Annotated in this window: 3 protein-coding genes; all 3 read right to left on the reverse strand. The window is 65.3% G+C overall.

Features of this window, described 5'->3' with window-relative positions; genetic code table 11:
* Positions 1-42: 42 nt before the first annotated feature.
* Positions 43-1,002 carry a Wzz/FepE/Etk N-terminal domain-containing protein gene (locus AB1609_18340; protein ID MEW6048407.1) on the reverse strand — a complete coding sequence of 320 codons (960 nt, stop codon included), beginning with the start codon at positions 1,000-1,002 and terminating at the stop codon, positions 43-45.
* A gap of 385 nt (positions 1,003-1,387) precedes the next feature.
* Complete coding sequence (locus tag AB1609_18345) at positions 1,388-2,509, reverse strand: sensor histidine kinase (protein MEW6048408.1); 1,122 nt, start codon at positions 2,507-2,509, stop codon at positions 1,388-1,390.
* The gene (locus AB1609_18350) at positions 2,487-3,146 is read right to left on the reverse strand and encodes a response regulator transcription factor (GenBank protein ID MEW6048409.1); all 660 of its coding nucleotides are present in this window, start codon (positions 3,144-3,146) and stop codon (positions 2,487-2,489) included. Before AB1609_18350 ends, AB1609_18345 begins: the two co-directional genes overlap by 23 nt.
* Positions 3,147-3,524 lie beyond the last annotated feature (378 nt).

Genomic DNA, 3,524 nt, shown 5'->3' on the forward strand with positions numbered 1-3,524 from the left:
TACCACGACATAGAGGCCATTGGCAAGCCACGCAGCGCATGTTTACTGTATACATCTCGGGGCTTCTTGATGGTTTGAAACCCCGTCATTTCGGGAAGCGTGCGAGTTGAGGAGTTCGCAACTTCGGTTTAAAGCGGCGACCGTCGCTTCCTGAAGTGCCACCTGCTGCTGGAGTTCGACGTACACGGGGTTGAGCTGCTCATCCTCCAGGTTCATCAGGGGTTCGCCCGCATTGAGTCCAAGATTGCGGAGCGCTTGGGCTGCAGCCGCACCTTCAGGGCTCAGCGCCTTGCTCAGAGTTATCGTCCACGGCTGCTTGGCCAGTTGCGCCTTCAACGTCTCAAGTTTCGTGGTCTCTGCCACCAGGGCTACGTTGAGGCTTGCCAACCGGTTCTGGTAGTCGGCGATGAGCTTCAGCTTCACCGCCTGCTCGTTTTGGAGCCTGTCTACCGAAGGGCCGCGCTCGATAAACTCCTGCAGTCGCTGCTGCGCCTCGTTCAGGTTTTTTCTGGACTGCTGTATCTGACTTTCGAGGAGCACAAGCGCCCGCTCCATCCGGGTCTGGTTAAGGCGCTCCACCTCCTGGAGGAGCACGGCAGTAGCCTCGTTGGCCCAGAGAGCGGCTACGTCGGGATGAGGTGCCTCGACCGACAGCTCCAGCAGATTGGTCTGGGGCACCACCCGAGCCCTGACCCTGACCTGAGCATGCGGCGCGGCGTCGGCAGAGCGACTGACACGTTCCTGAATGAGACCCTGGAACGCCGCGGAATCCACGATCTCCTTGTACCCTCCGGGCGTGAGCGCCATGACCATGACCGGGGCGGTGGGCTCCTCGTTGGGTGCCTCTACCACCACCAGAGTGGATGCCTCGTAGACCCTGGGCAGCGCAAAGCGGCTGAGGGCGAAGGCGACCAGGGCCGCCGCCAGTGTCACCCCGGCAACCACGTAGCGGGCGCGCCAGAGAACCTCAGCATACGCTCGCAAGTCAATCTCCTCGTCCATGGCTGCCCCCCCCGCAAGTCCGACACCTCCGCACATGAAGGTACTTCTTGGTCAAAGCGGAGAAACCCTCCCCCGGCCGCTCCCAGGAGGGCCCGGGCGTCGCTCGACACCGGTGTGTGGCCAGTCTGGTGGTGAACAGCCCGCCGAGCGATGACAGCGGCCAGGCCGCGTGCTGGCAACGTGGCGGCCATGCTGGCGAACCCCTCGTTCACATCCGTTCGAGCGGGCCGGCGACTGCTTCGTGAGTGGCCGGTGACTGCCAGGGATTGAGAGCGGGCCGAATCATGTGGCCGGCCGCAGAGCCGGGCGAAGAGCGGCCCGGAGTACCAGGCGAGACGCGCAAGGCGATACTTTCAAGACCCCCTAAAAAGGGGCGGTCACCTGCTCACGGGCGCCCGCTGGACCTCGCCGCCCACCCGGCCCGTGTGCCCCGACGGCCCGACGGTGGGTGTGGCACGGTCACGAGAAGCGTGGTGCCTCTGCCCGGCTTCGAGTAGATCCGCAGCTGCCCGCCGATGGACCGGGCACGCTCCGCCATGCCGAGTAGCCCCAGGCCGCCGGTCACGCCACCACTGGCGCGGTTTGTGTCACGGGGAAACCCGACGCCATCATCGCACACCGCCAGCCGGACTATGCCGGGACGAAACGTCACGCACACCGCGGCGCGGGAAGCTCGGGCATGGTGCATGACGTTGCACATGGCTTCCTGAGCGATGCGGTAGAGCCCGAGTTCGCACTCCGGGTCGAGACGCTCCAGCCGGCCGGCGACGTAAACGGCTACCCGAGGCCCGTCGGCGCCGGTCATTTCTGCCGCGAGCTGCCGCAGCGCGGGCACCAGCCCGAGGTCCTCCAGCACCGGCGGGCGAAGGCCCCGCATGACGCGCCGGATAGCCTCAACGGCGTGTCTGGCAAGTTTCCGGGCCTCTTGAAGCTGATCCGCCATCGTCGCCGCCGGCTCGGTCGCCGTGGCCAGTTCATCCAGGCGCCTGGCCAGCACCACGAGAGCCTGCACGGCGTCGTCGTGGAGTTCCCGGGCGATGCGGTTACGCTCGTGCTCCTGTGCGCTGACCAGTTGCTTGGCCAACTGGCGGAGGCTCTCCTCGTACCGCTCGGCCGCGGTGCGCGCCTTCCGCTCCTCGTCCACCTTGCGTCCGACCAGGGCAGCTAGAGCCGCTATGATGGCAAGCTGAAAGATCACGCCCCACCGCTCGGCTCCGGTGTGCCAGAAGATCCAGTTGGGCAGCGTGATCACAACGATCCAGGCGGTCGTCGCCGTCGCCCCTTTGAGCCCGAAGTGGAGGCCCGCATAGGCAACGGGGGCGAAGAAGAGCGAAATCGGAACAAAGTAGAGCATTCCGAGGTAGGACAGGTATCCGCTCGCCTCCACCAGGTCGTGAACACCGGCGACGGTGAGCACCATCGCCTGCACGGCCCAGAAGCGGCGGTCTCGAAACGGCGGAATCCACGCCCGCCAGCTCTTGAGTTCACTCGTGAGCCGGCCGGTCAAGGGCCACCCATCCGCTCGTCATAGCATGAACGGCTGCCTCGGTTCGCGACGAGGCCCCCAGTTTGCTGAGGATCCTATTGATGTGCGTTTCAACCGTGCGCACGCTCACGCCGAGCTGGCTCGCAATCTCCTTGTTGCGGAGGCCCCGCGCCACGAGCTGAAGTACCTGCAGTTCTCGGGCTGTCAGCGGCTCCCAGGCGTTCTTCCCGTTTCCCTGGTAGGAGGCCCACCACCGGGCGACCTTGAAGGCAAGTTCGGAATCCAGAAAGAGATGGCCGCGGGCCACCGTCCGGACCGCCTCGACCAGCTGTCCCGCGGGCGCTTCCTTGCAGACGTATCCGGTGGCTCCGGCCGCCAGTGCCCCGGCTACGTACTCGTCATCATCGTAGGCGCTCACCATGAGGACCCGAGTTTGTGGAACGATGCGCCGGATCTCGCCGGCGGCCGCGACGCCGTTGAGGCCGGGCAGCCGAACGTCCAGGAGCACCACGTCGGGGCGCAGGGCCGCCGCGAGCCGCACCGCCTCTTCGCCATCCCCGGTCTGCGCAACCACCTTCATGTCGGGCTCCCGTTCAAGCAGGAGCACGGTACCCTGCCGTACCATGGCGTGGTCCTCGGCCACGACGAGCCATATCAAGTTGGCAGCCCCTCCCTGCAGCGACTATTGTAATCGCTATCACTCGCGCGGCCAGGGACATCTGTCATGGGACCAGGAGCGCTAAGCCCTAAAGCCGCAGGGACATCTGTCCTTCACTTTAGTCCCATCCGGCGTCCGGGTTTTTCCCGACGCCTTGATTGCGGGAATCATCGTTGTGGGCTCGTGCCACCCCGCTTACCATCGAAACCGCACCGCAAGCGAGTTCGGCGCACCCAAATTCGGACTGGAGCTCTGCTTGTTTCGAATCGCGCAAGCTCTTATTCACGCAAGTTCGTGGCACATTGACCAGGGGCGAGGTGGCGTTTACGAGCCGGGCGGCACCCAACGGGCCGGATGCGGTCAACCCCGGCGGGCGGA

It is taken from the genome of Bacillota bacterium (assembly GCA_040754675.1).
Classification (GTDB): domain Bacteria; phylum Bacillota; class Limnochordia; order Limnochordales; family Geochordaceae; genus Geochorda.

What these genes read in the sequence shown, in the direction of transcription:
- AB1609_18340 (MEW6048407.1), bottom strand. Translation starts at nt 1,002, where the DNA reads ATGGACGAGGAGATTGACTTGCGAGCGTATGCTGAGGTTCTCTGGCGC.